The 26,717-nt window shown below is 68.3% G+C and carries 24 protein-coding genes; 22 read left to right on the forward strand and 2 right to left on the reverse strand.

The annotated features are described in order from the left end of the window. Positions 1-47: 47 nt before the first annotated feature. The 17 genes from aspS (at position 48) to IPG05_09055 (ending at position 19,893) form a co-directional block, all read left to right on the forward strand. A complete protein-coding gene (gene aspS, locus IPG05_08975) occupies positions 48-1,826 on the forward strand; it encodes an aspartate--tRNA ligase (protein ID MBK6495220.1) in 1,779 nt (592 codons plus the stop codon). Between the two features lie 140 nt (positions 1,827-1,966). Beyond that, the gene (locus IPG05_08980) at positions 1,967-2,779 is read left to right on the forward strand and encodes a PhoH family protein (GenBank protein ID MBK6495221.1); all 813 of its coding nucleotides are present in this window, start codon (positions 1,967-1,969) and stop codon (positions 2,777-2,779) included. Continuing rightward, a complete protein-coding gene (gene ybeY / locus IPG05_08985; GenBank protein ID MBK6495222.1) occupies positions 2,779-3,213 on the forward strand; it encodes an rRNA maturation RNase YbeY in 435 nt (144 codons plus the stop codon). The genes IPG05_08980 and ybeY overlap by 1 nt, the downstream gene beginning before the upstream one ends. Next, complete coding sequence (locus IPG05_08990; GenBank protein MBK6495223.1) at positions 3,210-4,403, forward strand: HlyC/CorC family transporter; 1,194 nt, start codon at positions 3,210-3,212, stop codon at positions 4,401-4,403. The genes ybeY and IPG05_08990 overlap by 4 nt, the downstream gene beginning before the upstream one ends. Further along, a complete protein-coding gene (locus tag IPG05_08995; GenBank protein ID MBK6495224.1) occupies positions 4,400-5,587 on the forward strand; it encodes an HlyC/CorC family transporter in 1,188 nt (395 codons plus the stop codon). The genes IPG05_08990 and IPG05_08995 overlap by 4 nt, the downstream gene beginning before the upstream one ends. Positions 5,588-5,592: 5 nt before the next feature. Continuing rightward, the gene (gene mgtE / locus IPG05_09000; GenBank protein MBK6495225.1) at positions 5,593-6,924 is read left to right on the forward strand and encodes a magnesium transporter; all 1,332 of its coding nucleotides are present in this window, start codon (positions 5,593-5,595) and stop codon (positions 6,922-6,924) included. Between the two features lie 64 nt (positions 6,925-6,988). Then, positions 6,989-8,020 carry a methylmalonyl Co-A mutase-associated GTPase MeaB gene (gene meaB / locus IPG05_09005; GenBank protein ID MBK6495226.1) on the forward strand — a complete coding sequence of 344 codons (1,032 nt, stop codon included), beginning with the start codon at positions 6,989-6,991 and terminating at the stop codon, positions 8,018-8,020. Between the two features lie 8 nt (positions 8,021-8,028). Next, positions 8,029-9,711, forward strand: coding sequence for a methylmalonyl-CoA mutase (locus IPG05_09010; protein MBK6495227.1), 1,683 nt, complete (start codon positions 8,029-8,031; stop codon positions 9,709-9,711). Positions 9,712-9,728: 17 nt separating this feature from the next. Then, on the forward strand, positions 9,729-10,877 hold the full coding sequence (locus IPG05_09015; protein ID MBK6495228.1) for a hypothetical protein: 1,149 nt from the start codon (positions 9,729-9,731) through the stop codon (positions 10,875-10,877). Positions 10,878-10,902: 25 nt separating this feature from the next. Further along, positions 10,903-11,334, forward strand: coding sequence for a cobalamin B12-binding domain-containing protein (locus IPG05_09020; GenBank protein ID MBK6495229.1), 432 nt, complete (start codon positions 10,903-10,905; stop codon positions 11,332-11,334). 109 nt (positions 11,335-11,443) lie between these two features. Next, complete coding sequence (locus IPG05_09025; protein ID MBK6495230.1) at positions 11,444-12,964, forward strand: acyl-CoA carboxylase subunit beta; 1,521 nt, start codon at positions 11,444-11,446, stop codon at positions 12,962-12,964. Beyond that, positions 12,961-15,804 (forward strand): S8 family serine peptidase, encoded by a 2,844-nt coding sequence (locus IPG05_09030; GenBank protein ID MBK6495231.1) that lies wholly within the window; start codon positions 12,961-12,963, stop codon positions 15,802-15,804. Before IPG05_09025 ends, IPG05_09030 begins: the two co-directional genes overlap by 4 nt. Further along, positions 15,801-17,174 carry a DUF1446 domain-containing protein gene (locus IPG05_09035; GenBank protein ID MBK6495232.1) on the forward strand — a complete coding sequence of 458 codons (1,374 nt, stop codon included), beginning with the start codon at positions 15,801-15,803 and terminating at the stop codon, positions 17,172-17,174. Before IPG05_09030 ends, IPG05_09035 begins: the two co-directional genes overlap by 4 nt. After that, positions 17,174-17,530 carry a hypothetical protein gene (locus IPG05_09040; protein MBK6495233.1) on the forward strand — a complete coding sequence of 119 codons (357 nt, stop codon included), beginning with the start codon at positions 17,174-17,176 and terminating at the stop codon, positions 17,528-17,530. The genes IPG05_09035 and IPG05_09040 overlap by 1 nt, the downstream gene beginning before the upstream one ends. Further along, positions 17,527-18,282 carry an enoyl-CoA hydratase/isomerase family protein gene (locus IPG05_09045; protein MBK6495234.1) on the forward strand — a complete coding sequence of 252 codons (756 nt, stop codon included), beginning with the start codon at positions 17,527-17,529 and terminating at the stop codon, positions 18,280-18,282. Before IPG05_09040 ends, IPG05_09045 begins: the two co-directional genes overlap by 4 nt. After that, entirely contained in the window at positions 18,279-18,470 is a 192-nt protein-coding gene (locus tag IPG05_09050) for a hypothetical protein (GenBank protein ID MBK6495235.1), read from the forward strand. The genes IPG05_09045 and IPG05_09050 overlap by 4 nt, the downstream gene beginning before the upstream one ends. Positions 18,471-18,525: 55 nt before the next feature. Then, a complete protein-coding gene (locus tag IPG05_09055; protein ID MBK6495236.1) occupies positions 18,526-19,893 on the forward strand; it encodes an ATP-dependent DNA helicase RecQ in 1,368 nt (455 codons plus the stop codon). Between the two features lie 24 nt (positions 19,894-19,917). On the opposite strand, the gene IPG05_09060 is transcribed toward IPG05_09055, so the two are convergent. After that, the gene (locus IPG05_09060) at positions 19,918-21,750 is read right to left on the reverse strand and encodes a hypothetical protein (protein MBK6495237.1); all 1,833 of its coding nucleotides are present in this window, start codon (positions 21,748-21,750) and stop codon (positions 19,918-19,920) included. A gap of 503 nt (positions 21,751-22,253) precedes the next feature. On the opposite strand from IPG05_09060, the gene IPG05_09065 reads away from it, so the two are divergent. From IPG05_09065 to rpmA, 3 genes are all read left to right on the forward strand, one after another. Continuing rightward, a complete protein-coding gene (locus tag IPG05_09065) occupies positions 22,254-23,936 on the forward strand; it encodes an Rne/Rng family ribonuclease (GenBank protein ID MBK6495238.1) in 1,683 nt (560 codons plus the stop codon). Between the two features lie 79 nt (positions 23,937-24,015). After that, positions 24,016-24,333 (forward strand): 50S ribosomal protein L21, encoded by a 318-nt coding sequence (gene rplU, locus IPG05_09070; GenBank protein ID MBK6495239.1) that lies wholly within the window; start codon positions 24,016-24,018, stop codon positions 24,331-24,333. An 8-nt stretch (positions 24,334-24,341) separates the two neighbouring features. Then, on the forward strand, positions 24,342-24,614 hold the full coding sequence (rpmA, locus tag IPG05_09075; GenBank protein MBK6495240.1) for a 50S ribosomal protein L27: 273 nt from the start codon (positions 24,342-24,344) through the stop codon (positions 24,612-24,614). A 97-nt stretch (positions 24,615-24,711) separates the two neighbouring features. On the opposite strand, the gene IPG05_09080 is transcribed toward rpmA, so the two are convergent. Further along, a complete protein-coding gene (locus tag IPG05_09080; GenBank protein MBK6495241.1) occupies positions 24,712-25,401 on the reverse strand; it encodes a glycerophosphodiester phosphodiesterase in 690 nt (229 codons plus the stop codon). 249 nt (positions 25,402-25,650) lie between these two features. Here IPG05_09080 and IPG05_09085 point away from each other — a divergent pair, with 249 nt between their 5' ends. Then, the gene (locus IPG05_09085) at positions 25,651-26,196 is read left to right on the forward strand and encodes a sigma-70 family RNA polymerase sigma factor (GenBank protein ID MBK6495242.1); all 546 of its coding nucleotides are present in this window, start codon (positions 25,651-25,653) and stop codon (positions 26,194-26,196) included. Then, entirely contained in the window at positions 26,193-26,717 is a 525-nt protein-coding gene (locus tag IPG05_09090; protein ID MBK6495243.1) for a hypothetical protein, read from the forward strand. The genes IPG05_09085 and IPG05_09090 overlap by 4 nt, the downstream gene beginning before the upstream one ends.

Below are 26,717 nucleotides of genomic sequence, written 5' to 3' on the forward strand. Positions count from 1 at the left end.
TGGTCACCTCGCTTTCGTGCCCCTGTGGGCGGCGTTAGTTTGCGAGGATGCTCACCACCTCCCTCCGCACTCATCGCGCCGGCGGCCTGACCCGCGCCGATGTCGGGACCGTCGTCCGCCTCGGCGGCTGGATCCATCGTCGTCGCGACCTCGGCGGCATCGTCTTCCTCGACCTCCGTGACATCGACGGACTGGTCCAGCTCTCCTGCGACCCCACCTGGACGCCGCCGGAGGTGCTCGCGCTCGCGGCCGGATTGGGGGCCGAGACGGTCGTGCTGGTCGAGGGAACCGTGGCGGCACGACGCGACGCCGCGCGGGACGGGGCGACCGGCTCGACCGATGTCGAGGTGCAGGTGAGTGGGCTCCGTGTGGTCGGCCCGGCGGTCACGCCGGCGATCCCGGTGGCTCGGCGTGAGGGCGAGGAACTCGCCTCCGAGGAGCTGCGCATGCAGCACCGCGTGCTCGACCTGCGCCGCCCGGAGCTGCAGGCCAACATCATCATGCGCCATCGCCTGCTTCAGCGCGCCCGACAGACCATGAGCGGGCTCGGTTTTCTTGAGATCGAGACGCCGATCCTCACCAAGCCGACGCCGGAAGGGGCGCGCGACTTCCTGGTGCCGAGCCGGATCTATCCTGGGGAGTTCTACGCGCTGCCGCAGTCGCCGCAGATCTACAAGCAGTTGCTGATGGTGGCCGGCTTCGACCGCTACTTCCAGATCGCGCGCTGCTTCCGCGACGAGGACCTCCGCGCCGACCGCCAGCTCGAGTTCACCCAGATCGACCTCGAGGCCTCGTTCGTCACGCAGGAGGACATCCTCCCGGTGATCGAGGCGGTGCTCCACGATCTCTGGGCCGAGGCCGGGCAGCCGGTGACGATTCCGTTCGGGCGGCTGACGTATCGCGAGGCGATGGAACGCTTCGGGATCGACAAGCCGGACCTTCGGTACGGATTCGAGATCGTCGATATCACGGCGCATGTTGGTGCCGATGCCGCGTCGTTCGTGCACGACGCGATCGCTGCTGGTGGCCGCCTCCGTGGTATCCATGCCGCTGGGGCCGCGAGCGCCAGCCGCAAGGAGATCGACGCGATGGCTGACGCCGCGAAAGCGGCCGGTGCGGGCGGGTTGCTCTGGGCCAAGCGGACCGAGACGGGCTGGGAAGGGCAGGGAGTGAAGGCCTTCGGCACGACCTGCCTTGATGCGCTGCCGGCCGCGGTGGGTGATCTGTTGCTGGCGGTGGTCGGGCGTGACGGCGTCACCTCGCCGGCGCTGCACAACGTGCGGAGCGCACTCACCAAGCGGCCCGGTGTCGAACCGAAGATGGCGCACGCCTTTACCTGGGTGGTGGACTTCCCGCTGTTCGAGCAGGACCACGCCACCGGCGAATGGGTGTTCACGCACCACCCCTTTACGTCCCCCCATCCGGACGATCTCGCGTACGTCGAAACCGACCCGTCGCGTTGCCGAGCCGTGCACTATGACGCCGTCTACAACGGCAATGAACTCGGCAGCGGCTCGATCCGCATCACGGACCCAGCGCTGCAGGCGACGGTCTTCCGCTTCCTCGGGATTCCGGCGGACGAGCAGCGTCGACGGTTCGGATTCCTGCTCGATGCCCTCGCCTCCGGTGCACCACCGCATGGTGGCTTTGCCCTGGGCTTCGACCGGATTGCGATGCTGCTCGCCGGTGCTCCGTCGTTGCGTGACGTGATCGCGTTTCCGAAGACCGCCAACGCGCGGGCGATGTTCGAAGGGGCACCGACGCCGATTGCCACGCGAGACCTCGCAGCCCTGCACCTCGCCACCCTCCCCGAGGAGCGTTCGTGAGCGCCGACGACATCCGCCACACCCTCTCGGCCGAAGGCGCCGACCCGCTGCTGCTCGCCGGTGTCAATGACGCCAACTTCGCCGAGCTGCAGCGGGCGCTCGGTGTCCGGGTGTCGCAGCGTGGCGATGCAATCACGCTGATGGGGACGGTGGACCAGATCACCCGCGCCACGCCGGTGGTGCAGGGGTTGGTGGACCTCGCCCGGGCCGGCGAAAGCGTGGCGCCCGAGGATGTCTTCCGCCTCGCAACCAATGGTGGCGTGCCCGAGATTGCCTCGCCGAGCGACATCCGCAAGGTCGTGCTGCCGGGGATGCGCCGCGCGATCGTGCCGAAGACGCCCGGCCAGCGGACGTATCTCGAAGTCATTCACGCGCACGACATCGTCATCGGCATCGGGCCCGCCGGGACAGGCAAGACCTACCTCGCCGTGGCGAAGGCGGTCGAGGCGCTGGCACGCAAGCAGGTGCGCCGGATCATCCTGGCCCGTCCGGCGGTCGAGGCGGGGGAATCGCTGGGCTTTCTCCCCGGCGACCTGCAGCAGAAGGTCGATCCGTACCTGCGGCCGCTCTATGATGCACTCGAGGACATGATGCCGCCCGAGAAGGTGGCGCGCGCCATGGAGACGCGAGTGATCGAGATCGCGCCACTCGCCTACATGCGCGGCCGCACCCTGGCCGATGCCTTCATCATTCTCGACGAGGCACAGAACGCCACCGGTGCCCAGATGAAGATGTTCCTCACCCGTCTCGGCGTGAACAGCAAGGCAGTGATCACGGGCGACAAGACCCAGATCGACTTGCCGCGCCGCGAAGATTCGGGGCTGGTGCAGTGCGAGCGGATCCTGCCGGGGATCGAGGGGATCGGCTTCCACTACTTCGGCGAGGAAGACGTGGTTCGTCACCGCCTCGTTCGCGACATCGTCCGCGCGTACGCGGAGGATCAGGCGGGCTGATGGCTGGGCACTCACCGACCACCGTGATCGTGAGCGGAGCCGCTGGCGGCTTCCCGCCCACGGCGGTGCGTCGGGCGGTCACGACAGTCCTCACGGGGGAAGGTCGCGAGGCATTTGTCGCGGTCACCTTCCTGGGGCTGCGGCGGATGCGTCGCCTCAATCGTGACTACAAGCACCACGATCGCCCGACGGACGTGATTTCGTTCGCGCTGCCGCAACCCGATGGCTCGCTCGCCGGGGACATCTATCTCTGTCGGGCCGTGGCGGCCCGGGAGGCGCGGCGTCGTGGCCTCTCGGTTCGCGAGGAGGTGTTGCGCCTCGTGGTCCACGGCACGCTCCATGTCCTGGGGCAGGATCATCCCGAGGGCGAGGGGCGCGAGCACTCGGCGATGTGGGCCAGCCAGGAGCGATACGTCCGCCAGGTCACGACGTGATTCCGCTGCTGCAGGGAACGCTTTGGGGAGTCACGGCGATCGTACTCTTCGCGGTCGCGGTGATCGCACTGGCCGGCGAGGATGAGGGGGAGCTCGGCGCACGGGCGCTCGCTCGCGAACCATCGGGTGGTGATCTGCCACCGGAGCGCGTGCTCCACGTCATGCATCTGGCCGGGCTCACGCTGGCGGGCGTCCTCGCGGCGGTCGGCACGTCGTGGTGGGAGGATGCTGCGATGATGGGCGTCCTGCGTGTCGTGCTCGCGACCCTCGTCGTCTGGTCCATCGGCGACCTGGTGCCACGCCTCCTCAGTGTCGTGGCGCCTGATCTCGTGGCGCCTGCGCGGCGCCTCGTGCTCGCCACCACGCCGATCGTTCGGCCATTGCTCTGGCTTGCGCTGGCACTCGATCGCGCGACGGCGGAGCAGGCCCGTGCCGTGGGGACCGCCCCGGATCGAATCACCCCGCAGGAGATGGCCGAGGGTGTCTTCTCGCTGGCGGAGATGACGGTGTCCGAAGTCATGACACCGCGCCTCGACATCATTGCCGTCGACGTCGCCGAGACGGAAGCGGCGGTCGTCAATACGCTTCGTCGCAGCGAGCATGCGCGATTGCTGGTGTTTGATGACCATCCCGACGCCGTGGTCGGCGTGATCTACGCCAAGGACATCCTGCCCCGGCTTCGTCCTGTCATCGCCCCGCGAGGCGCCTGGCAGGAGCTGATCCGTCCGGCGGCCTTCGTGCCCGAGGCGAAGCGGCTCGATCGACAGTTGCGGGACTTCCAGCGCGGCCCCGGACACCTGGCCGTGGTCGTCGACGAGTTCGGTGGTACTGCCGGCCTCGTGACCCTCGAGGACATCCTTGAGCAGATTGTCGGCGAAATCCGCGATGAGCACGATACCGACGAGGTGCAGCCGGTGCAGCGCCACCCCGACGGCCACCTGACGGTGCAGGGTGGCGTCGCCCTCGCCGACCTGGAGGCCGAGATCGAGCATGACTTTGCGCGCGACGACGTGGCCACCGTCGGTGGGCTGGTGCTCGCCGAATTCGGCAGAGTGCCGCGTGCTGGCGAGGTGGTCACCGTCGACGGTTGGCAGATCGCCGTCGAGGTGATCACGCGCCGCCGGGTGCGTCGCGTTGGCGTGACCCCGCCGGTCGCCGAGCCGGACGATGATGAGGCGGAGGCGTCGTGAGCTTCCTCCTCCTCGCCCTCGGGCTCCTTCTCGCGGTCGCCGGATCGGCCGGTGCCACCGCACTGGTCACCACCGCGCGCGCAGCCCTGGCCGAAGCGATCGCACGACGGCTCCGGGGCGGCGATGACTCGCTCGCTTGGCTGGCTGAGACCGAGCGCCAGGTGGCGGCGGCGACGGCGGCAACTTCCCTTGGCATCGCGCTGATCGGGGTCACGATCCCGGGGCTGCTGCGTCAGCTCACGCCGACGCAATTCGCGCTGGCCGTTCTCACGCTCGTCGTCCCCGCCACGTTGGTCGGGGGCTACCTGCTGCCGCGCTGGCTGACGGTGCCGCGGGCGGAGTCGGTCGTGGAGTCGTTGCGCCCGGTGCTGGCGGCGTGGAGCAGGCTGCTCGGCATCGTGATGCCGGCGCGACTGACCGACCCCGCCGAGAACGTCCGCGCCCTGGCTCGCGAGGGCGCCGCCAGCGGGCTCGCCGACGACGAGCTGGTGATGGTCGGCGGCGTCATGTCGTTCGCCCAACGCCCGGTGCGCGTCGTGATGACGCCGCGCACCGAAGTCGTGGCGGTCGAGCACGATGCCAGTCACGACGAGGTGATGCGCATCTTCGCCGACAGCGGCTACACCAGGTTGCCGGTGATGCGCGGCACGCTCGATGAGATCGTCGGGATTGTCCACGCCTTCGACCTCTTCAAGCTCGGTCCCGACGACCCGGTCCCGGTGCGGCCCGTCGCACTGGCCCCCGAGTCGCGCCTCGCCGGTGACTTGCTCCTCGACATGCAGCGCGAGCGTCGCCACTTTGCCGTCGTGCTCGACGAGTTCGGCGGCACCGCAGGTATCGTGACACTCGAGGACCTGCTCGAAGGACTGGTCGGCGAGATTTCCGATGAGGATGATGGCTCCACGCCGTCCCACCGTGCCCCGGGGTCGTTGCTGGAACTCGATGGCTCGGAGCCCCCGCGCCTCATCGAGGAACACTTCAGCGTGCTCCTGCCAGGGGGCGAGGCGGCATCGATCGGGGGCCTGCTCGGCGAGTTGGCAGGGCGGATACCGGTGGCCGGGGAACGATTTGCGGTCGTTGGCCTTGAAGTGGAAGTGCTGCAGGCGTCGCCCACGCGGGTGGAGCGATTGTTGGTGCGCCGCGGCGGAACGCAACCAGTGTCCCTCGACCGGGAGCCGACGTGAGCTCGATGACTGATTCCCGATTGGCGGAACTGGTCGCCCTCGCCCGTGAAGGACGGGAGGGTGCGTTCCTCGCGCAGGCGTGGACACTCGAACCGGCCGACCTCGCTGACGTCCTCTCGTCGCTGGACGAGGACGAACGGCTCGCCCTCGTGCGCATCCTGCCGGCGGAGTTGTCGTCTCAGGCGCTGGTCGAGATGCCGGCCGATGAACACGCGGAAGAGATCGTCGCGGCGCTTGATCCGGAGCAGGCCGCCGAGATCGTCGAGGAGCTCGAGGACGACGATGCCGCCGACCTGCTCGGCGAGATGGAACCGGAAGAGCAGGAGCGGATTCTCGCCGAGGTCGAGGATCGCTCCGGCGTCGACCGACTCCTCCGCTATGACGACGAGACCGCCGGCGGCATCATGACGACGTCGGTCGTGACCGTCACCGACCTCGACACCGTTGGTCTGGCCCTCGAAGCGGTGCGTCGCCAGGCGCATGACATGGACGACGTGATGGAAGTCTACGTCGTGGATGGCGCTCGGCGGCTGGTGGGTGTCCTCTCGTTCAAGCAGCTGGTGCTCTCGACCCCATCGCGCCTCGTGCGTGACGGGATGGAGCCGGCCGTGGCGCAGGTCTCGACCGATGTCGACCAGGAAGAGGTGGCCCGCATCATGGGCCGCTACAACCTCCCGTCGATTCCCGTGGTCGACGAGGCGGGTCGACTCCTCGGACGCATCACCTACGACGACGTCATCGACGTGGCCGAGGCGGAGGCGACGGAAGACCTTCTGCGTTTCGGCGGTGTCTCGCCGGACGAAGAACTCGGTGGTGGCTGGTCGTCAGCGGTGCAGAGCCGGCTGCCGTGGCTCTACGTCAACCTGCTGACCGCCTTCCTGGCAGCGGCGGTGGTCAAGTTCTTCCTGGGCTCCATCGACAAGCTCCCTTTCCTGGCGATCTGGATGCCGATCGTCGCCGGGATGGGGGGCAATGCCGGCACGCAGGCGCTCGCGGTGTCGGTGCGCCGCCTCTCGCTCGGGAGCGGGGCGGGGACGCGCTTTCGGGCGATCGTCACCAAGGAGATGGTCGTCGGGGTCATTAATGGCGCGGCGATCGGGCTGGTGATCGCCGGTCTCGCCGTGCTCCTCGGCGGCGAATGGAAGCTCGGCCTCGTGGTCTTCCTCGCCATGACCGGCAACCTCTTCGTCGCCGGATTCGCGGGGTCGTTCATTCCGGTCATGCTGGAGCGGGCCGGGATCGATCCCGCCATCGCCTCGTCGATCTTCGTGACCACCTTCACGGACGTCTGTGGTTTCGGCCTCCTGCTGGGGCTGGCGACCGCGATTCTGCTCTGAAACGGGGGCCGCAGATGCTCCCGCCGAGGTGCCCGAACTCCCGGCCCGGTGCTAGCTTTCAGGCATGAGTGAGACGACGCTGGCGGCGCAGGTGCTCGACGGCAAGGTGGCGGGTGTCGCCCGTGCCGTCTCGGTCGTGGAAAACGCCCGGACCGGCTTCGAAGATCTCCTCTCCACGCTGCATCCCCACCTTGGCCATGCCCGTCGGATCGGCCTCACCGGGCCCCCGGGCGCCGGCAAATCCACGCTGACCGAGCGACTCACGCAGGCCTACCGCGCCCAAGGGCTGCGGGTGGCGGTGGTTGCCGTCGATCCGACCTCGCCATTCACGGGTGGCGCGCTCCTGGGCGACCGGATCCGGATGGAGTCGGTCGCGCTGGACCCAGGCGTCTTCATTCGGTCGATGGCCACCCGCGGCTCCCTGGGCGGCCTGGCCACCTCGACACGCGAGGTCTGCGATGTCCTCGACGCGGCGGGCTTCGACCGGATCCTCGTCGAGACCGTGGGTGTCGGCCAGTCGGAACTGGACGTCACCCGGATGGCGGACACGTCGCTACTCGCGTTGGTCCCTGAATCGGGCGACGGCATTCAGGCCCTCAAGTCCGGCGTGATGGAAGCCGCCGACCTCTTCGTGATCAACAAGAGCGATCGTCCCGGGGCACCAAAACTGCAGCGTGAGGTCGAGATGGCCCTCGATCTCCGGGCGGGGAAGACGCTCCGCAACATCCCGGCACACCACGGCGCCCTGCGGGGGCCCAAGGGACCCGTGATCCCCGAGGATGACTCGGGCTGGCGCCCTCCCGTGCTGTTGACGATCGCCGCGCAGGGTGAGGGCATTCCCGAATTGGTGGATGCGCTCGAGCGCCACTGGCAGTGGCTGACGGAAAGCGGCGGATTGGCGAGTCGACGGCGGGATCGACTCGCGCAGCGGACGCGAGAAGTGGTGGACCGCGCCGCGCGACGGTGGGTATGGCAGGAGTCTCACGCCGAGGAAGCGATCGCGGCGCGATTGGACGAGATCGGGGCAGGCGCGATGAGCCCTTATGAACTGGCGGCCGAGATCGTGGCTGCGTTGCGAGAAGGAGCGCGCGTATGACGACCGTGATGTCCGACAGCGGACTGCTCGAGCGCCTCGCGGTTCAGGAGGCAGAACTGGCGCGATTGCGCGCCGAGGTCGCCGCCTGGAAGGCGAGCGTCGCACGACTTCCGGTCCGCGACGATGCGACCTTCGAGACCTTGTCGGGCGTGGCGGTCGAACCGGTGTACACACCGCTCGACGCGAACGGCAGCGAGCCACTCCCGGGGGAGTATCCCTACACCCGCGGCATCCACCCCACGATGTATCGCGGCCGCCTCTGGACCATGCGGCAGTTTGCCGGCTTCGGCACGGCCGAAGACACCAACCGCCGCTACCACTTCCTCCTCGCACGCGGTCAGACCGGCCTGTCGGTGGCGTTCGACTTCCCGACGCTCATGGGCTACGACTCAGACCACCCCCGTTCCGAGGGCGAAGTCGGCAAGTGCGGCGTGGCGATCTCGTCGCTGGCCGACATGGAGACGCTGTTCGAGGGCATTCCGCTCGACCAGGTCTCGGTCTCGATGACGATCAACGGGCCGGCGGCGATCCTCTTCTGCTTCTTCGTGGCGGCGGCCGAGAAGCAGGGGGTGCCGATCGCAAAGCTGCAGGGCACCATCCAGAACGACATCCTCAAGGAGTTCGTGGCGCAGCACGCCTGGGTCTATCCGGTCGAACCGTCGCTGAAGCTCATCGTCGACCTCTTCGAGTGGACCAGCGCGCACACCCCGAAGTGGAATTCGATCTCGATCTCCGGCTACCACATCCGCGAGGCGGGGTCGACCGCTGCCCAGGAGCTGGCGTTCACGCTGCTCAACGGCTTCACCTACGTCGAACGCGGAATGCAGCGCGGCCTCGATGTCGACCAGTTCGCCCCGCGCCTCTCCTTCTTCTGGGACGTGCACAACGACTTCTTCGAAGAGATTGCGAAGATGCGCGCGGCGCGTCGGATCTGGGCCCGGCACCTCCGCGAGCGCTACGGCGCCAAGGACGACCGGTCGCTCAAGATGCGCTTCCACTGCCAGACTGCCGGCGTCTCGCTGACGGCGCAGCAGCCGCTCAACAACGTGGCGCGCGTCGCCTACCAGGCGCTCGCGGCGGTCCTCGGCGGCACCCAGTCGCTGCACACCAACGCACTGGACGAAACCCTCGCGCTGCCGACGGAGCAGGCGGTGCGCGTGGCGCTGCGCACGCAACAGATTCTCGCGTATGAGACGGGTGTGGCCCACAGCGCCGATCCGTTGGGCGGCTCGTACCTGGTGGAGGCACTGACGGACCAGCTCGAAGCCGAGGCGGAACGGATCTTCGCGCAGGTGGCGGAGATGGGCGGGACGGTGGCGGCGATCAACGCCGGGTGGTTCCAGCGGGAGATTGCGCGCTCGGCGTCGCGCTTCCAGTCCGAGGTCGAGACGGGACGGCAGACCATCGTCGGCCTGAATGCGTTTGTGGAAGATGAGGAGTCGCCGATCGAGATCCTCAAGATCGATGCGAGTGCCGAAGTGCTGCAGCGCCAGCGGATGCAGCAGATGCGCGGCGCGCGCGACGAGACGCTCGTCGCCCGCCGATTGGCCGAGTTGACCCAGGCCGCGAAGGACGAAGTGAACGTCATCCCCGCGATGCTTGATTGCGCGCGGGTCTATTGCACGCTGTACGAAATCCGGCACGCCCTCGAGACGGTCTGGGGTGCGTACCGCGAACCGGTGTTCTTTTAGCTCACGAGAGGTTCCTCATGGCCACCGCCCGGCAGACTGCCAGCGGCCGTGACCTGCTGCGGATGAAGCCTGGTCCGCATCCGGTCGTCACCTGCTACCTCAAGATCGAGACGCGCGACCGCGCTCGGAAGAAGTACCTGACGAAGGTGAAGAATCGGGTCAAGGCGATCGAGTCCACGCTCGGGGCCTCGCACTGGACCAAGGCGCAGCAGGAGATGGCCCGCCTCGACCTCGCGCGGATCCTCGACTATCTCGGCGACGAAGCCAACTTGCCGGCGTCGCCGGGGATCGCCCTCTTCGCCTCGGCCGGGCACAAGCTCTTCGAAGTCCACGAGCTGCCGAAGGTCCACCGGTCGCGCCTCGCGATCGAGCGCACGCCGCTGGTGCGCGAACTCGCCGCCACCGAGGAGGAGTTCGGCCGCCTCTTCACCGTCACGATGGACAAGACGACGGCACTGGTGTGGGAAGTGACCGCGTTCGCGGCCAAGGTGGTCCGCAAGGTGAAGACCGAGGTGACGCGGGGCAGTCGCTTCCATGCCGGCCCGAATGCGGCCCACGGCGAGCACACCTTCCACAACCGGATTGCCAACGAGCGGAAGCGGCACCTCGAAGCCATCGCCCGGGCGCTCTTCGAAGAGGATCGCGCGTCGCCGGGGCACCAGATCGTGCTCGCCGGCGCGGGCAACGATGCGCAGGCCCTCGAGCCGTTCCTGCACCGCTACGTCGCCGATCGGCTGATCGGCCTCGCGCGGTTGGCGCCCAAGGATGCCACGCCCAGCGCGGTGCACCAGCTCACGATGGAAGTGCGCGAGGCGCATGCGCGTGCCTCGGAAGGCCACCACATCGAGGAACTCGGTGAGGGTCTCGGCATGGGGTGGGCGGTCAATGGCGTGCGCGAGACGCTGAAGGCGTTGGCGAATGGCCAGGTCCGGCTGCTGCTCGTCCGCGGCGATGCCTCCTTGCCGGGATTCCGTTCGCTGTCGACCGGCCGGATGTCGACGCTCGCGCGGGACCTCCGCGAGGACGGTGAGGTGGTGCCGACGCTCGACGTGCTCGATGACGCGATTGAAGAGGCACTGCGGCAGCGGGTCGGCCTCGACGTGGTCTATGACGCGGACGCCTCCGAATCCGTCGACGGCCTCGCCGGGCTGCTCCGCTTCAAGTGAGCCTGACTCCAAGGAGATGCGCATGATGGCAGTTGCCGATGCCCCGGCCCTCAATCGTCCGATTCGAGTGCTGGTGGCCAAGCCGGGCCTCGACGGCCACGATCGTGGTGCCAAGGTGGTGGCCGCCGCGCTGCGTGACGCGGGCATGGAGGTCATCTACACCGGACTGCACCAGACGCCGGAGATGATCGCCACTGCCGCCGTCCAGGAGGACGCCGACGTGGTGGGACTCTCGATTCTCTCGGGAGCCCACATGACGCTCTTCCCGCGGGTTCGGGCGCTGTTGAGCGAGATGGGGCGCCCCGACATCCTCGTCACCGGGGGCGGCATCATTCCCCAGGAAGACATGGAGGCGCTCGAGGCGCAGGGCATCGGCAAGCTCTTCGGTCCCGGGACCCCCACGGGGGACCTGGTGACCTACATCCGTGAGTGGTCGCGCACGCACCTCAGCGCGTGAGGCGTTCGTGACCGACGCCAAGCCCACGCGACTGCGCGGGGCCACCGATGAATACCGCGCCCTCGCCGACCGCCTTCAGGCCGGCGGGGGCGAGGCACGCGTGGCGAAGATGCACGCCAAGGGGCAGTTGTCGCCTCGCGAGCGTGTCGCCCACCTCCTCGATCCCGAGTCGCCCTGGCTCGAGATCGGCCTCCTCGTCGCCCATGATCGCTACAACGGCGAGGCGCCGGCCGCCGGCGTGATCACCGGCCTCGGCGTGGTTGCCGGGCGAGACGTCGTGATCGTGGCGAATGACGCCACGGTCAAGGCCGGCTCGTGGTGGCCCGAGACGATTACCAAGATCCTCCGCGCCCAGGAGATCGCGATGCGGCAACGCATCCCGATCGTCTACCTGGTCGACTCCGCCGGGGTGAACCTCCCGTATCAGGAGGGCGTCTTCCCCGGTCAGTATGGGGCGGCGCGGATCTTCTACTACAACTCGCTGATGCGTCGCTATCTGCACGTCCCGCAGATCTCGGCGGTCATGGGCAGCTGCATCGCCGGCGGCGCCTATCTCCCGGCGCTCTCCGACGTGATTTTCATGGTCGAGGGAACCTCGTTCATGGGACTCGGCGGGCCCAACCTGGTCAAGGGCGCGACTGGTCAGACCGTCGACGGCGAAACACTGGGCGGTGCGCGCACGCATACCGAGATCAGCGCGGTGGCACACTATCGCGCCCCCGACGATGCCTCGTGCCTGGATCGGATGCGCGAGTACATCGGCCGGCTGCCCCGTTCGCCGGGTGTCGTCCATGCGGTGATCGAGTCGAAGGCGCCGCTGGCCGATGGGGCCGCGCTGTACGACATGCTGCCAGCCGACCACCGCCTTTCCTACGACATGCGCCACATCCTCAACGGATTGCTCGATGGCGGCGTGCTCGATGAGTTCCAGCCCGATGTCGCGCGCGAGATGCTCTGCGGTCATGCGCGGATCGAGGGGCGCCCCGTCGCCGTCATTGCCAATCAGCGCGGCGTCATCAAGGGACGGCCGGGCGAGCGGCCGAAGTTCGGCGGCATCATCTATCCCGAGAGCGCGGAGAAGGTGGCGTTCTTCATCGAGACGGCGAACCGGGAAGGGCTGCCGATTCTCTTCGTGCAGGACGTCTCCGGCTTCATGGTCGGTGCGGAGGCGGAGCACGCGGGGATCATCCGCGCGGGGGCGCACTTCGTCGAGGCGATGGCAACGGCCTCGGTGCCGAAGATCGTCCTGACCGTGAACCACGCGTCGGGAGCCGGCTACTACGCGATGGCAGGACAGGGATTCGACCCCGACTTCATCCTCTCCTGGCCGACCGGTCGGATGGCCGTGATGGAGGGCGAGGCCGCGATCATGGCCGTCCACGGTGCCGCGATCGGGAAGGCGCAGCAGGAGAAGCGTCCGCTCGATGACGCCACGCAGGGAGCAATCGCCGGGATGCGCGCCGACTACGAGGCGCAGCTCGATGCCCGCTACGCCGCCGCGCGCGGCTTTGTCGATGCCATCGTGGCGCCCGACGAGAGCCGCTCCGCCCTGGCCTTCCTGCTGCGCGTGACGTCGAACTACGCCGGCCCGCATCTCGGGCCGTTCGTCCTCGACGGAGTGCGCGGATGAGATCGTGGCGGCTCGCGCCCTGGTTGGCCGCCACTCTGGTGCTCGGCTGCACGCCGCCTCGGGCGGTGGAAGTTCGTCCGCAGATGGACCCGGCCCCGTTGCCGAGCCCCACCGAGCCGCGGCAACCGAGCAGTGAGACGCCACCGGTGGCCCCGGCCGATGACGCGAAACGGTCGCTCCCTCCGGAGGAGGCCGCACGCCGCGGCCTGATGCCGTTGGCGTCAACTGGCGTGCCCCAGTTCGCGAGCGCAATGCCGCAGGCCGATGGTCGCGGCGTCGTGATCGCCATTCTCGACAGTGGCATCGACCCGTCGGTCCCAGGCCTCCAGCGCACCACCGACGGAACGCCCAAGCTGCTCGACGCGCGCGATTTTTCGGGCGAAGGGCGCGTACCGCTCGCGCCGATCGTCCGCCGTGGCGACACCCTCCTCGTGCATGGCCAGCGCATCCTCGGTGCGTCGCGCATCGCGGCGGTGGCCGTCGGCGCGACCTGGTGGGGTGGCGTCTTTGCGGAGCTCCCCCTCGGGCCGGCGCGCGCGGCCGACGCCAACGGCAACGGGACGGTTGGCGATGCGCTCCCGGTGGTCGTGGTCCGCACCACGAACGGTTGGGCCCTCTTCGCGGATACCCAGGGGAACGGGACCTTCGCCGATGACCGCCCGATTCGGGACTACGCGACGGCGCAGGAGTATTTCGGGTGGAGCAGCACCATCCGACCGCCGTCGACGCAGATGGCCGTGAACTTCGCCGATTCCGCCGGCACCCCCACGCTTGACCTGGTCTTCGACACCAGCGCGCACGGGACGCATGTGGCCGGCATCGCTGCCGGCCACGGCCTCTATGGCGTTGCCGGCTTCGACGGGGTCGCTCCTGGGGCCCGACTGCTCGGGCTCAAGATCGCCAACGATGCGGGCGGCGGCATCACTGTCACCGGCGCGATGATCCGTGCGCTGGACTACGCGATCCACTTTGCCGCCGAACGCCAGCTCGCGCTGGTGGTCAACATCTCCTTTGGCGTTGGCAACGAGCGCGAGGGCGCATCGCGCATTGACGCCCTGGTCGACTCCGTCCTGACGGCGCATCCGAACGTCGTCGTCGCCGTCGCCGCCGCCAACGATGGCCCAGCGCTGTCGACCATCGGCTTCCCTGGCACCGCGATGCGCGTCCTCTCGGTCGGTGCGACGCAGCCACTGGTCTTCAACGGGGTGAGTGCGACCGATTCCGTGCCGGAGCCGCTCGCGGATTTTTCGAGTCGCGGCGGGGAAGTGGCCGGCCCCGACCTGGTGACGCCGGGGACGGCATACAGCGCGGTCCCCAACTTTGCCATCGGTGACGAGATCGAGAGCGGGACCAGCATGGCGGCGCCACATGCCGCCGGTCTGGCGGCGCGACTGCTCTCGGCCCTGGGCACTCGCGCCACCACGACTCCGGCCACGCTGATCATCCAGGCGTTGCGGAATTCGGCGCAGCCGGTCCCTGGCGCGACCACGGCAGAGCAGGGCGCGGGCCGACCCGACCTGCTCAGTGCGTGGCGCTGGCTCGAGCGCCGGGAAAGCGCCACGGCCCTTGTCGTCGATGTCGCCGATGGTGTGCAGGGCCGCGGGGCCGTGTGGATCACGCTTCGTGACTCCGCGGACGGCACCCGGCCAGTGCGGACGCAGGTCACGCTGCGGCAGATTGACGCCGGGTCGCCACCGCCGATCCGCCTCGATGCCAGCGCACCGTGGATCGTCGTTCCCGCCGCCACCGCGATGAGCGGCGGGAAGGCCAACTTCACGGCGACGGTCACCGCCGGGCGTCGGAACGCGTCCGGCTGGATTCGGGTGAGCGATGCGCGCGACGGATCGCTCCTGGCCCTCGTCCCCGTCACGGTGCGCCTGCCGATCTCGGCGACGGCGCTCACGGTGGTCGACACCTTCACCGTCGCTGCTGGTGGAACGACACGGATCTTCGTCCCTGCTGAAGCGGGCCGCGGCTTCCAGGTCGAGGTCGCGACGGCGGAAGCATCGCAGCTGGCCACCGCAGCCCTCCACGAGCCCGGCGGCATGCCGTTTCGCGAAGGGGCGATGAGTCCGTCGGGGTTCGGCGACGGCGCAGCGCTCTTCGAGTTGACCGGCAACGACGTCGTCGCCGGGTTGTACGAGGTCGTCGTGGCGGGGGGCCCGCTGGCCGGCGCCACGATGCGGGTGACCGTCCGGCGTGCACCGCTGACACTGGACGCGACGTTGACCGGGGACAGCCTTCGGGTCACGACGACGTCGGTCGTCGCCGCTCGCCTCTCCGTCCGCACCCGCGCCGGGATGATCGGCGGTGAATGGCGGCAGCGGATTGAGCGGTCCGGTGACGCCCCGGTGCGGCTGGTCATCCCGGTGCCGGAGTGGGCCGAGCGGGTCAGCATCGACTCGCGCATGCCACGCGATCAATGGCTTCGCTTTACGGACTTCGGCGTGACGATCCAGGACAAGACCGGACGGCACATCGACGCGTTGCCGCTCAACTACGCCTTCGGTCGCGCCACCCCCGAGTTGCCGCCGCACGTGATCGGTGACTCGCTCGTGATCCTTCTGGCGCCGGGTTTCGCTGAACGGGCTGGCGAGTGGGCGCTTGATGTCGCCGTACGCTTCTATGCCGCCGACGTGACCGAGCTCGACAGCGGTGGCTCCCCGTTCGCGCCATTGGCCGGACGCGCCACGGTCACGCAACGCTATTCGCTCGGCGTGTTGCCGCTCAAGCTGCCGGTCGGTTTCCGGCCCGTAGTCATTCTCGTCGCCCTCGAGGGCGATGAGCACGCGTGGACCCGCGAGGTCACGCTCGACATTGCAGGGGGTACGTCCCGATGACCGCTCGCAAGACCGTCCGCATCGCCGCTGGCCAAGGCTTCTGGGGCGATTGGCTGGAGGCGCCCGTGCGCCAGGTGGAGGGCGGGGCGATCGACTACCTCGTCCTCGACTACCTCGCCGAAGTCACCATGTCGATCCTGCAGAAGCAGCGATCGCGAGATCCGGGCGCGGGTTATGCCCGTGACTTCGTCACCCAGATGGAGCGGATCCTCCCGACCATCGCGACCAACGGCGTCCGGGTCATCTCGAATGCCGGTGGCGTCAACCCGCGCGCCTGTGCCGCTGCCGTGCGGGCTGCCGCCGACAAGCTGGGCGTCGGGGACAAGGTCAAGATTGCGCTGGTCACCGGCGACGACCTTCTCGACGAGCTCGACGCCCTGACCGCCGCGGGCGAGCCGTTCTCGAACATGGACACCGGCGCGCCGCTGAGCGACGTGCGCTCGCAGGTGCGCTCCGCGAACGCCTACCTCGGCATGAAGTCGATCGTCGATGCCCTCGACCAGGGGGCGACGATCGTCATCACCGGCCGGGTGACGGACACGGGCCTCACTCTCGGGCCACTCGTCCACGAGTTCGGCTGGAGCTACGACGACTGGGACAAGGTCGCCGCCGGCACCATCGCGGGGCACATCCTCGAATGCGGGGCGCAGAGCTCCGGCGGCAACCTCCTGCGCGATTGGCGCAAGGTGAAGCGGCTGGAGGACGTCGGCTTCCCGATCGCCGAGGTCGAGTCCGACGGCACCTTCGTGGTGACCAAGCATCCGGGCACAGGTGGCGTGGTCAACGTCGCCTCGGTCACCGAGCAGCTGGTGTACGAGATGGGCGATCCGCACAACTACATCACGCCGGACGGCATTGCGGACTTCACCAGTATCCGGCTCGACCAGGTCGGCAAGGATCGGGTCCGCGTATCGGGAATCACCGGCTCGCCCCGCACGCCGATGCTCAAGGTCTCGGTGGCCTACTTCTACGGCTACAAGGCGGTCGGCACGCTGGTCTATTCGTGGCCCGAGGCGTACGACAAGGCGAAGGCCGCCGACAAAATCCTCCGCAAGCGGCTGGCGACACTCGGCCTCTCCTTCGAGCAGATCCTGACCGAGTATGTCGGCGTGGATGCCACGCATGGCAAGCTGGCCGGCGAACCGCGCGACGACATCGCCGAGGTGATGCTGCGGGTCGGCGTGCGGGGCACCGACAAGGCGGCGGTGGAGCGCTTCACCCGCGAGATCGCGCCGCTGGTCCTGACCGGGCCGCCGAGCGTCACCGGATTCGCCGGTGGCCGTCCGGCGGTCGAGGAGATCGTGGCCTACTGGCCCGCGCTGGTGGCGCGGGAGAAGATCGAACCCCGTGTTCGCGTGGAGATGCTCTGATGGCGACGACCCTGCTGCAACTGCGCTGGTTGGCCCACGCCCGCTCCGGTGACAAGGGCGACACGGCGAACGTCGGCCTGATCGCCTTCGAGGCCGAGTACTACCCGTTGCTCGTCGAACAGGTGACCAAGCGGCGGGTGGCCAAGCATTTCAAGGGGATGGTCTCGGCGGTCGACCGCTTCGAGTTGCCAAACCTGAATGCCCTCAACTTCCTGCTGCACGGCGCGCTCGACGGCGGCGGCACGCTTTCGCTCAAGACCGACGCGCAGGGGAAGGTCTTCTCGACCGCGCTGTTGCGGATGGAGATCGAGGTTCCGAAGAAGCTCGCCAAGCGGATCAAGGACGCCGCATCGTGAACGCGGTCGATTCGACGCTCGAAGGCGGCGTGCTGACCCTCACGCTGAACCGCGCCGAGAAGCGCAACGCACTCAACGCGGCGATCGTCGACGGCCTCGCCATCGGCATCGCGCAGGCCGAGCTCGACGCCGAGGTGCGGGTGCTGGTGATCCGCGGGGCGGGGAAGGACTTCTGTGCCGGCGCAGATTTGGACGAACTGCTCGCGTCGGCAGACAACTCACTCGAGGAGAATGAGCGGAACGCGCTCGCCTTGGGCGAGCTGTTCCTCGCACTCAGGGGCCTCCCCAAGCCGACGGTCGCGGTGGTGCAGGGGCGCGCGTTGGCGGGTGGGGCGGGGTTGGCGACGGCCTGTGACCTCGTCCTCGCGAGCGAGTCCGCGCGGTTCGGCTATCCCGAGATCGAGCGCGGCTTCGTCCCGGCGATGGTGATGACGATGCTCAAGCGCGCCGTGGGGGAGAAGCGGGCGTTCGACCTCGTCGCCACCGGCAGGCTCCTTTCGGCGCAGGAGGCCGAGCAGTGCGGGCTGGTGAGTCGGGTGGTACCGGAGGAAGGGTTCGATGGCGCCGTGGCGGCCATCGTCGCTGCACTCGCTGGCCGGAGTGTCACCGCGCTGGCGCTCACCAAGCAGCTCTTCACCGAGCTCGATGGTCGGTCCTTCCAGGACGGCATCCTCCTCGGCGCGCGGGTCAATGCGCTTTCCCGGGCGACCGAGGACTTCAAGCGCGCCATCGCGGCGTTCCTCGCCAAATGATCCTCTGGCTCTCGCGGTTCCGGATCGGGCTCTCGCTGGTGGGGCTGTTGATCGTCATCGCCGCCGTCGCGCGGGACGATCAGATGCTGATGTGGGTGGCGATGGGGTGCCTGGGGGCGTCGGTGCTGGTGCGGCTCCTCCTCCGTCGACGGCTGCAGGATGCGCAGCGCGAGGCGATGGAGGAGTAGCAGGCAACAGTTGGTGCCCCACCGCAGAAGTTGTCACCCCGAGATCGTGGGGCCCATGCCTTCCTTCGGCATGTCCACCACGCCCCCCATCGCCCGCCACGTCCTCCGCCGCGCCTTCGGCTACCCCGACTTCCGTCCGATGCAGGCGCGCGTCGTTGCCGCCGTCCTCAGTGGGCACGACGTACTCGCCGTCCTTCCCACCGGTGGCGGCAAGTCGATCTGCTTCCAGGTCCCGGCACTCGTCGGCGGCGGCCTGACGCTCGTCGTCTCGCCGCTCGTGGCGCTGATGCAGGATCAGGTCACCGCGCTCCGCACGCGCGGCATCGCCGCCGCCGCCCTCAACAGCACCCTCGACGCCAGCGAACAGGCGGCCACGATCGCCGATGCCGCGCGCGGCGCCCTTCGCCTCCTCTATGTCTCTCCCGAGCGGTTGCCGCGCCTCTGCGACGAACTGAAGGCCCGCAATGCGCGTGTCGAGCGCCTCGCCGTCGATGAGGCGCACTGCATTGTCGAATGGGGGCACGATTTCCGACCGATGTACCGCGGTCTCCGTGCCGCGCGGGCCGCGCTCGGGGCACCACCGTGCGTCGCGCTCACCGGCAGCGCGACGCCGGCCGTCCGCGAGGAGATCCGCAACGCCCTCGGCTTCGGCCGCGAGGCCGTCGAAATCGTCGCGTCGTTCGATCGCCCGAACCTGCACTTCAGTGTGGTCCCGGTGGTGTCGCGCGATGACCGCCTCGCGCGACTCGCGGTCCTGATCCGCACCACCCCCGGCGCCGCCATCGTCTATGCCCCCACCCGCGGCCTCGTCGAAGGGTTGGCGCGTGTGCTGGTCGAGGCCGGCGTGGCGGCCGCACCATACCACGCCGGGATGACGACCACCGAGCGCAGCGACACCCTGGTCCGCTTTCTCGACGATCGGATTCGTGTCGTCGTCGCGACGTGCGCCTTCGGCATGGGAATCGACAAGCCTGGGGTCAAGCTGGTCGCGCACTGGACGATGCCTGCCACGCCCGAGTCTTACTACCAGGAGGCGGGGCGCGCAGGGCGTGACGGCAGTGCGGCGCGCTGCATCATCTTTCACCACCCCAGCGACATGGTGTTGCCGCGGCGTCAACTCGACGTGACGTATCCGCCGGAGCGCACGCTCGAGTTGCTGTGGAAGACGCCCGAGCTCAGGCAGCGCCATCCGCCGAGCATCGTCGCGGCGGCGGATCGGTTGGCGGCGGAACTGCGACCGGATCGTGGCGCTGTGGACTGGACGCGCGTGCGGCGACGCCGTCGTGAGGCGGAGAAGCGCCTCGCGGCGATGAGCAGCTACGCGCTCACCCGGAACTGCCGACGGCGCGTGTTGATGGAGTGGTTTGGAGAGAAGAACGTGCGCTGCGCGGGGTGTGATCGCTGCCGGACCACGGGGCGGTGAGGGCGCCCCGTGGTGTGCGGCGTCTCACCGCCGATTGATTGGCCGCGTCACACCCTGCACGTCAACCGAGGTGGTCGGCAGCATCACCACCTCGTTGATGCGCGTTGGCACGCTGTTGATCTCGCGCAGCATGGCGATCAGCGAGCCCGCGAACGTATCGCCCGCGTCGTAATTCACCACGTAGCCGAGGTCGCGCATCGAGGCGATCGTCATGCGCGAGAGCGGCATCGGCACGCCGGGCGACTCGATGAAGCCGGTCATCAACTCGGCCCGGAAGACCGACTCCCGCCAGTGCGCGTCCGCCGTGCCCGGACCGAAGGTGTTCTCCACGGGCACCGGGCGGCCGGCGTAGCCCAACGTCAGCGTCGGCCAGAGGGCCAGCGCCTGCGTGCCGACAAAGATCGGGTCGTTGCCGCCCTTGTCGGTAATGACGCCGCGGTCGGTCCAGATGGTTCCGAAGCCGAGGACGTGCCCCATCTCGTGCAGGATGAGCGGGACAAGTTGGCCGTTGTTCTCGCGGGTGACGAGATCGGCGTCGTCGAAGCGCATCCGGCCGACGGCCGGGAGTGCCGACGGGGAGCGGATGGTGCAGGGGCCGGCACTGCCCAGGACGCCGCCGGGGCCGTCGATGTTCTCCACGGCGGCGAAGATGATGACGTCGTCCACGAACTCGTCGATCGCCGGCGAGCCCGAGCCACAATCGCCGGCCGGTCGGGTGATCTGCACATCGCTGATGTCGTCGGTGATGACCGCCATCCACCGCGTCGCCGCCGTGACGAAGGCATCACGCTGGCTCGCCTTCATGATCGTGAGCAGCCGGAGGTCCACGACGAATTGCTTCGCCGTGCCGGTCGCGGTGAACTCCGCACGCGGCCCTGGGAACCCGGGGACCGTCGCCACGAGTGTACTGGTCGGATTGACTCGGCCGAGCTTCCAGTCCTGGGGCGAAGCAATCCCGGTGGCATCAGAAAGCGCCACCGGTCCGGTCATCGTGGCGTCACCGAAGCCAGTCAGGGCGAAGGCCACCGGAATGTTGGGAACGGGCGCACCGAGCGCATCCACGACCCGGACTCGCGGGATCACCGGGACCTGGAAACCGAGCGTCCCGGTCTGGGCGGCCGGGGAGATCAATTCCAAGGTGGTGATGTTTGCTCCGAGCCCCTGCGCCGTGAAGATGAACCGTTCGCCAGCGGGGAGTTGCGCCGTCAGCTGGTTCACGCCGGCGAGCGGGCCGAGCGTCCACCCGGTCGGGGAGGCTCGGCCCGCGGCGTTGGTGACCTGCGTGCCACCGGTGACGGTCCCGCCGCCGAGCGTCACGCTGAAGACCACGGTGACGCCTGGCTTGACGGCGCCGAATCCGTCGCGGACCTCGAGCACCGGCAGGGTCGTGAGGGGCTGTCCGGCGAAGGCGACGAAATTCGCGCTCCCCACGGCGGCGACCATCGAGGGAGGCACCACCGTGGCGGTCACCGAGATGGTGTTGCTGACGGTGGTGTTCTCGGCCGCGGCTCGGAGCGTGTTGACCCCCGGCACCGAGCCCATCGTCCACGTCGTCGCGACGGCGACGCCGTCCGTCCCGGTCACGACCCGGGCCGGGGTCACCGACCCGCCGCCGGCATCGATACTGAAGAGGATGGCGACGTTCGGAAGGGAGGCCCCATTGGCATCCCTGACCCGAACGCGTGGGGCGATCGGGGCGACGCCCTCGACCGGAATCGACTGCGCCCCACCGGCGAGGACTTCCAGGGTGGCCGGCGGCCCGAGGGTCGAACCGGTCTCGCCGCCGCAGGCGGCAAGGACAAGGACGAGCGCGACGACGAAAGGGAGCGGGGAATTCGACCGAAGGATGGATGGCATCTGCCAAATATGGGGGAGGATCGATCGGAACGGGGAGCGTCGGCGCCGTCGCGAACCGTCCCATGACCCGACGCCCCCTTTCGCGGAGGGGGAAAAGGGGGAAAACGGCGCTCGGCTATTGCTGTAAGTTGCTGTCCCCCATAGCTTTTCACGGATGCGAATCGTGCTCCGCCGCCACAGGGCCCCGGGGGTCGGATCAGCCAGAGTGCTGATCCGGCGAGTCGCATGCGGTATCGTCACACAGTTCCGCCGGTCAATCCTCCTCGCCAAATCGCCGCTCCATCCCATCTTGCGACAGCCTCGGCTTCTGGCTCGCGCCGGAGGGGCATCGGACGCGCTCGACACGACTGTGTCGGGTACGCCCGCCGCCATCCGCCGCTCCCGAACGACTGCGGGGTTTTCCTCTGGGCGGCAGCACGAGCCTCGACGGCTCGGGCGTTGGAGTCCTGGTCGGTTCGTGGTCGTCCCCGCGGGACGATCCTCCTCCACCCCTATAGTCGCGGATGGCAGCGCCCCCGGGCGCGTGCGGACCGCGAGGACTCTCCGTGAAGCGCGAGATTCTCATTTCCGGCACCCCGCGCGAGACGCGGGTGGCCATCCTCGAGGACGACCGTCTGGTCGAGCTCCTCGTCGATCGGCCCGATCAGCGGCGCACAGTTGGTGACGTCTATTACGGGCGCGTAGACGCCGTCCTCCCGGGCATCCAGGCGGCGTTCGTCGACGTCGGCCTCGAAAAGAGCGCCTTCCTCCACGCCTCGGATCTGCTCGAGCCCGAAGACGACGAAAGCCCGGTCGAGGCCGAGCCCGAGGACGTCGAGGACGAGGCGGACGACGAAGGCGACGGTGAGGGCGAGGACGACGCGGAAGCGGTCAAGGACCCGACGACGGCGCGCAAGCGTCGCGGCTCCGGCGGCAAGCGCGAAGTCGGCGCCCGGCGCGCCGTGCCCGACATCGGCGAGATGCTGAAGAAGGGCCAGCTCCTCCCCGTGCAGGTCACCAAGGAACCAATCTCGACCAAGGGCTGCCGCGTCACCGCGCAGATCTCGCTGGCCGGGCGCTTCCTCGTGTACATGCCGTACGCCTCGAAAGTCGGCGTCTCACGGAAGATCGAGAACCGCGAGCAGCGTGCGAGCCTGCGCGAGATGGTGTCCCGTCTGCTGCCGCGTGACGCGGGCGGCGTGATTGTGCGCACCGTGGCCGAGGGCGTGACGGAAGACCACTTCCGGCGCGAGATCGATTCGCTGCTGGCAACGTGGAACAAGATCCAGCGCAAGCAGCAGTACGTGAAGGCGCCGGCGTTGCTGCATCGCGAGGCCTCACTGACGCGCTCGTTGATTCGTGACGTCTTTTCGGCCAAGGTCGACGCGCTGTGGGTGGACTCGAAGGAGTTGCACGGCGAGATCATCCAGTACCTGCAGCTGATCGATCCGGAGCTCGAGGCGCGGGTGCATTTCTACCAGGATCCGACGCCGCTCTTCGACGCCTACAAGATCGAGCACGAGATCCGCGACCTCTTCAAGCCGCGTGTGGATCTGCCGACCGGTGGCTACCTGATCATCCAGCCGACCGAAGCGCTGGTGTCGGTGGACGTGAATACCGGCCGCTATACCGGCAAGCGCGACCCCGAAAAGACCATCCTCCGGACCAACGTCGAGGCGGCCCGGGAAATTGCGCGCCAGATCCGCCTGCGGGACGTCGGCGGCATCATCGTGGTCGACTTCATCGACATGGAGTCGAAGGGGAACCGTGACCGGGTGCTGGCCGAGCTGCGGACCCATTTGGGCCGCGACCGGGCCCGGACCCGCGCCTTTGCGGTGTCCGAGCTGGGGCTGATCGAGATGACCCGTCAGCGGGTCCGGCCTTCGCTCTGGGCCTCGATGACCCGGGAGTGCCTGACCTGCAGCGGGACCGGGCGGGTCTTCTCGCCCGAAGTGGTCTCGCGGCGGCTGGAACGGGCCCTCAAGCGGGCCGCGGTGGACCAGAAGGAGCGTCGGTTGGCGATCCGGCTCCACCCGGATGTGGCGCTCTACCTGCTCGAGGAGGAGCCGAAGCTGGTCGCCACCCTGGGGCGGCAGTCCGGGTTGGAGCTCGAAGTCCGCGACGACCCGATGCTCCGACTGGACGAGTTCCGGCTGATGTCCAGGCCGGCTGGGCGGGACGTCACCGAACTCTATGCGGTGGCGTAGCTTCGGGGTTGCCCCCCGGAAAACGGGGGGCTATATTGGCTGGCTTGGCAACTCAGACCCATTGGAGTAAACAGGTTCTATGTACGCGATTTTCAAGGCCTTGGGCAAGCAGTTCCGCGCGGAAAAGGGCGCGACGCTGAAGCTGCCGTATATGGACGGGAAGGAAGCTGGGGACACGCTGACCTTCACGGATGTGCTGCTCGCCTCCAATGGGGATGCGATCACGGCTGGTGCACCGACCATCGCCGGGGCTTCGGTCTCCGCGGAGATCGTGAAGCACGGCAAGGACGAGAAGATCTACGTCTTCAAGTTCAAGCGCCGGAAGGGATACCGCCGGAAGACCGGGCATCGGCAGAAGCATACCGAAGTCCGCATCACTGACGTCGTGACGGGTTGAGGTAACACGTGGCTCACAAGAAGGGTGTCGGCTCTAGCCGCAACGGTCGCGATTCGAATCCGCAGTACCTGGGCGTGAAGCACTTCGGTGGCGAGTCTGTCACGGCGGGGAGCATCCTCGTCAAGCAGCGCGGCACCAAGTTCCATCCCGGGAAGAACGTCTTCCGCGCCAAGGATGACTCGCTGCACACGTACATCGACGGCGTCGTCAAGTTCGAGCGGAAGGACAAGGCTCGGCAGCAGGTGTCGGTGTATCCGAAGCCGGTGACTGCCGAAGCGTAGGTCTTGATGTCGTAAGTCGTAAGTCGTAGGTCGTAATACAGCGAGGCCGGCCTCCCAACGGGAAGCCGGCCTTTTAGTGTTCTGGCTGACCTACGACTTACGACTTATGACCTACGACTAGCCGTTCAGGCCAATTCCCGCACACCCCTGCCACCCCCAGCTCCCCAAGGTGTCTCGCCACCGCGGCGTCATTGACCGTCCAGGCGACGACCCGGATCCCCACCATCGCGCAGCGCTCGACCAGGTCCCGATCGATCAGGTGCCACTCCTGCCAGAGCGTCTGGGCACCGGTAGCGAGCACCGGCCCGGGGACGTCGAGTGGATAGGAGGAGGAGAGGACGCCCAGCGACAGGGTGGCATCGGCCTCGTACAGGCGGCGGATGACCCGGTGATCGAAGGCGTGGACGTGGAGCCGCTCGGGGAAGGGGTGGCCGGCAATCAGCGCCCTGAGGCGCCCGAGGCCGTGGATCGAGACCCCCTTCGCCTCGATGAAGACCTCGATCGGGGACAGCACCGCCAGCGCCTCGGCCAACGTCGGGATGCCGCTCCCGTCCTTCAGTCGCGCCGCTGCCACCTCGGCCGCCGTCAGCTCGTGGAGTTGCCGGCCGTCGGCCAGCGCGGGGTCGTGGTGAACCACGAGCTCCCCATCGGCGGTGGTGTGGACGTCGAGTTCGACCCCGTCACACGCGGTCGGGGAGGGTGCGACACACCGTTCAAAGGCGTCCAGGGTGTTTTCGAGGGCATGTCCGGAGGCCCCACGGTGACCGATCACCAACATTGTGGACATCCGCTGTGGGAGGAGGGTGGACGGGGTGTGTATGCTGTGGATATTACTTGAATACGCACATCTTATCACCATTGTGGACAAGGAGATGTGGGTAGGTTGTCGATGATCGATGGTCGATGATCGATGATCGATGATGGATGGTGCGTGGACGTTGAACGGGGCAGCTGGTCGAGGGTTCCTTATCGATCATCGCCCATCGATCATCGATCATCGATTAACGGAGCTCAACTTCCCTCGTCATTGAGTCTGATGACCGCCTTCGCCGCCGAATTCCCGAACGATCCCGATCTGGTCGCCGCCTGGCGCCGAGGGGACGAGCAGGCCGCCACCCATCTGGTGAAGCGGCATGCCCCGGCGCTTGGGCGTTATGTGGCGGCGGGCGGGGCGTCCAGCGCGGACGTTGAGGACCTGGTCCAGGAGACCTTCATCCGGGCGTTTCGGGGCCTCGACAGCTGGCGCGGCGACGGCCCCTTTCGGGGGTGGCTCTTCCGGATCGCCGGGAATCTGGTCAAGGACGGCTTTCGGCATCGTCGCGGCCGGATCGACGTGGCGATCGAGGATCATGACGTGATTGACGTCGCCGATCCGGCAGGCGAGCTGGCGGCCGATGAGACGGCTGAGCGGATCAGGGTCGGCATCTCGGGCTTGCCGCGGCTCCAGCGCGAGGTCTTCCTCCTCCGGGTGGAGCAAGGCCTTGAGTATCCCGAGATCGCCGCCGCCCTGGGCACCACCCCGGGCGCGGCCCGGGTCCACTACCATCACGCGGTCCGCCGCCTGAAGGAGTTGGTCGAATGATCTGCGAAGCACTCTCCGACCGGATGCCGGCGGTGGCTCGTGGCGATGCGAGCTGGGACAACGAAGAGGCGGCCCATTTGGGCATCTGCCAGGACTGTCAGCTCGAATGGCGTCTGGTGGCTCCGATTACCCTCGCGGCCCGCCCCGCGCCGACGATGGACATCGAGCGGATCGCCGCCGCGGTGCACGCAGCCGTCCGCCCCACGCCGACGGTGGTGTCGATCACCTCCCGGCGTCGCTGGAGCAGGGCCCTGGTGGGGCTGGCCGCGGCGGCCGGCATTGCGTTGGCCGTCTATCTGCCAACCCGGCCCGCGCCGGCCACGGATGTCGCGCTGGTGCCGACCCGGGCGGTCACCACGATTCCGGAACTCGATGCGCTGCTCGAGGATGAACTGAAGATGGTGCTCGCCGCCGTACAGGAAGATGAACCCGCACCGGTGCTGACGCCGGGCCCCCTGCCGCGGCTGGATGAACTGACGGAAGCGGAACTGCAACAGCTCTTGAAGACTGTGGAGGGGTGA

The sequence above is a fragment of the Gemmatimonadota bacterium genome, from assembly GCA_016704275.1.
In the GTDB taxonomy this organism is placed as follows: Bacteria; Gemmatimonadota; Gemmatimonadetes; order Gemmatimonadales; family GWC2-71-9; genus Palsa-1233.

Excerpts from the sequence above, each read along its gene's own strand:
- aspS (MBK6495220.1), top strand. The coding sequence starts at position 48 with ATGCTCACCACCTCCCTCCGCACTCATCGCGCCGGCGGCCTGACCCGC.
- IPG05_08980 (MBK6495221.1), top strand. The coding sequence starts at position 1,967 with ATGGGGACGGTGGACCAGATCACCCGCGCCACGCCGGTGGTGCAGGGG.
- ybeY (MBK6495222.1), top strand. The coding sequence starts at position 2,779 with ATGGCTGGGCACTCACCGACCACCGTGATCGTGAGCGGAGCCGCTGGC.
- mgtE (MBK6495225.1), top strand. The coding sequence starts at position 5,593 with ATGACTGATTCCCGATTGGCGGAACTGGTCGCCCTCGCCCGTGAAGGA.
- meaB (MBK6495226.1), top strand. The coding sequence starts at position 6,989 with ATGAGTGAGACGACGCTGGCGGCGCAGGTGCTCGACGGCAAGGTGGCG.
- IPG05_09010 (MBK6495227.1), top strand. The coding sequence starts at position 8,029 with ATGTCCGACAGCGGACTGCTCGAGCGCCTCGCGGTTCAGGAGGCAGAA.
- IPG05_09015 (MBK6495228.1), top strand. The coding sequence starts at position 9,729 with ATGGCCACCGCCCGGCAGACTGCCAGCGGCCGTGACCTGCTGCGGATG.
- IPG05_09020 (MBK6495229.1), top strand. The coding sequence starts at position 10,903 with ATGGCAGTTGCCGATGCCCCGGCCCTCAATCGTCCGATTCGAGTGCTG.
- IPG05_09025 (MBK6495230.1), top strand. The coding sequence starts at position 11,444 with ATGCACGCCAAGGGGCAGTTGTCGCCTCGCGAGCGTGTCGCCCACCTC.
- IPG05_09030 (MBK6495231.1), top strand. The coding sequence starts at position 12,961 with ATGAGATCGTGGCGGCTCGCGCCCTGGTTGGCCGCCACTCTGGTGCTC.
- IPG05_09035 (MBK6495232.1), top strand. The coding sequence starts at position 15,801 with ATGACCGCTCGCAAGACCGTCCGCATCGCCGCTGGCCAAGGCTTCTGG.
- IPG05_09040 (MBK6495233.1), top strand. The coding sequence starts at position 17,174 with ATGGCGACGACCCTGCTGCAACTGCGCTGGTTGGCCCACGCCCGCTCC.
- IPG05_09050 (MBK6495235.1), top strand. The coding sequence starts at position 18,279 with ATGATCCTCTGGCTCTCGCGGTTCCGGATCGGGCTCTCGCTGGTGGGG.
- IPG05_09055 (MBK6495236.1), top strand. The coding sequence starts at position 18,526 with ATGCCTTCCTTCGGCATGTCCACCACGCCCCCCATCGCCCGCCACGTC.
- IPG05_09060 (MBK6495237.1), bottom strand. The coding sequence starts at position 21,750 with ATGCCATCCATCCTTCGGTCGAATTCCCCGCTCCCTTTCGTCGTCGCG.
- IPG05_09065 (MBK6495238.1), top strand. The coding sequence starts at position 22,254 with ATGGCAGCGCCCCCGGGCGCGTGCGGACCGCGAGGACTCTCCGTGAAG.
- rplU (MBK6495239.1), top strand. The coding sequence starts at position 24,016 with ATGTACGCGATTTTCAAGGCCTTGGGCAAGCAGTTCCGCGCGGAAAAG.
- IPG05_09080 (MBK6495241.1), bottom strand. The coding sequence starts at position 25,401 with ATGTCCACAATGTTGGTGATCGGTCACCGTGGGGCCTCCGGACATGCC.
- IPG05_09085 (MBK6495242.1), top strand. The coding sequence starts at position 25,651 with ATGACCGCCTTCGCCGCCGAATTCCCGAACGATCCCGATCTGGTCGCC.
- IPG05_09090 (MBK6495243.1), top strand. The coding sequence starts at position 26,193 with ATGATCTGCGAAGCACTCTCCGACCGGATGCCGGCGGTGGCTCGTGGC.